Annotated in this window: 1 protein-coding gene; it reads right to left on the reverse strand. The window is 38.1% G+C overall.

Translation table 11 applies throughout. The features are described from left to right. Positions 1-96: 96 nt before the first annotated feature. Positions 97-1,641 carry an IS1182 family transposase gene (locus I5M07_RS15920; RefSeq protein ID WP_233622090.1) on the reverse strand — a complete coding sequence of 515 codons (1,545 nt, stop codon included), beginning with the start codon at positions 1,639-1,641 and terminating at the stop codon, positions 97-99. Positions 1,642-1,707: the final 66 nt, after the last annotated feature.

The raw sequence follows: 1,707 nt of genomic DNA on the forward strand, positions 1-1,707 counted from the left end.
AACGTCAGGCTGTGAAAAAACCTCGTTTCTTCCTCAAAAAAAGCTAATTTTTGCAGTACTACAAGCCTGATAAAGCCTTTTAAGCGATGTTATTTTTTAGGCAGCTAATTTTGTTTGACTAAAAACAAAGTCTAATTTCAGCTTTAAATGAGTCACTTTTATTAAAAACAAGTCCTTTCTCTTGTAAGGGCTGTCCCATTTCTGGAGTTTGGCAATCAATTCGGAAACACCCAATATATTGATACTGCGTTTGATGTTGTACACCAACATAATTAAACTGTGTTCGCCATTCACTTTTTCTAAACCTATTAAATCAGTGTAATTGTAGCCCCATTTTCGCTTGATAGTCCCAAAAATGTGTTCGTTGATTTCTTGTCGTTTGCGATAGAGTTGCCCGTTTTCTTTGTATCGCTGGTGATTTTCTTCTACAGCTTGGGCGTATTGACTTCGGTCTAGTTCGCGACCGCCTGTTCTACTGGTGCATTGATCTTTTACCGGGCAAGTTTTACAAGCCGGGGTTCTATATTTTTGGTATGAATAACCGCTTTCTTCGCTACGCCCTGTTTTCTTGTGCCACCTTCCGGTGGTAGTTAAGGTTTGCCTTTGTGGACAAGTATAGGTGTTATCGTCTTTATTGTAGGTGAACTTCGATACTAAATATGCTTCTTGGGTACCATTTTCGTTGCTCTTGCCTTGATTGGGAACCGCTACTATGGTGGTGATGTTATTTTGTTTGCAAGTATCCAATTCGCGTCCGTTGTGATAGCCTTTATCAACTAGAACGGTGATGTGTTGGGCTGCTATATTTTCTTTAGCTTCTATTGCAATGACTGAAAGTGCATTTTTGTCGTTGCGGCTAATGGTATGCGTTGCTACTACTAAATTATGTTTGCTATCTACAGCCGCTTGAATATTATACGACACTTCTACCACTTGACCTTGAACCAGCAGGGCTCTGGCATCAGCATCGGTGGTACTTACTTGTGGTTCTTCACTGGTTTTTAGTTGTTCTTCTAAAAGGTCGTACTTGATTTTATTTTGCTTTAATCGCTCTATTTTTTGTTGGATATTTTTTATGGCAACTGGATTTTCCTGTAGATCATTTTCTTCCAATTGGTCTAAATATTCTTGTGATTTTGCCTCAATGTATTCTTTGTGTTTGTCGATTTTCTTTTGGTTAAAGTTGGCTTTTTTGCTGTTGTGTGCTCTGGATTTGGTACCGTCTATAGCGATGGTATCACCTGCTATCAATTCAGCGTCTTTTAAAAACGAAACAAACAATTTAAAGAGCTGTTTTAGGGCTTTGGGATTGTCTTTTCTAAAATCGGCTATACTGTGGTAATTCGGGCAAATTGCTTCTAAAAGCCATTGTAATTCCACATTTCTCAAGCACTCTTTTTCCAATCGTCTTGAACTTCGAATTCCGTTGAGATAACCGTATAAATACAGTTTTAAAAAAACGGCTGTTGCAAAACTTGGCCGCCCCTCATGTTTTAATACTCTGGGCTGAAAACCTATTTTTTCAAGGTCTATAACATGGACAAAAGCATCGATAAATCGCACCGGATTAGTAGTTGTAATGGTATCTTCTAAACTGACCATCTGGAGCTGATGACGGGAAATTCCTTGAATATGTTGCATAGCTAAAATATACGATTTTTATCCCTATGAGATAAATAAAAATCTATATTTGTTTTGCAGGCGGTG

The organism is Flavobacterium agrisoli, from assembly GCF_016522065.1.
Lineage (GTDB): Bacteria > Bacteroidota > Bacteroidia > Flavobacteriales > Flavobacteriaceae > Flavobacterium > Flavobacterium agrisoli.

Coding starts and splice junctions, on each gene's coding strand:
- I5M07_RS15920 (WP_233622090.1), bottom strand. CDS start 1,641: ATGCAACATATTCAAGGAATTTCCCGTCATCAGCTCCAGATGGTCAGT.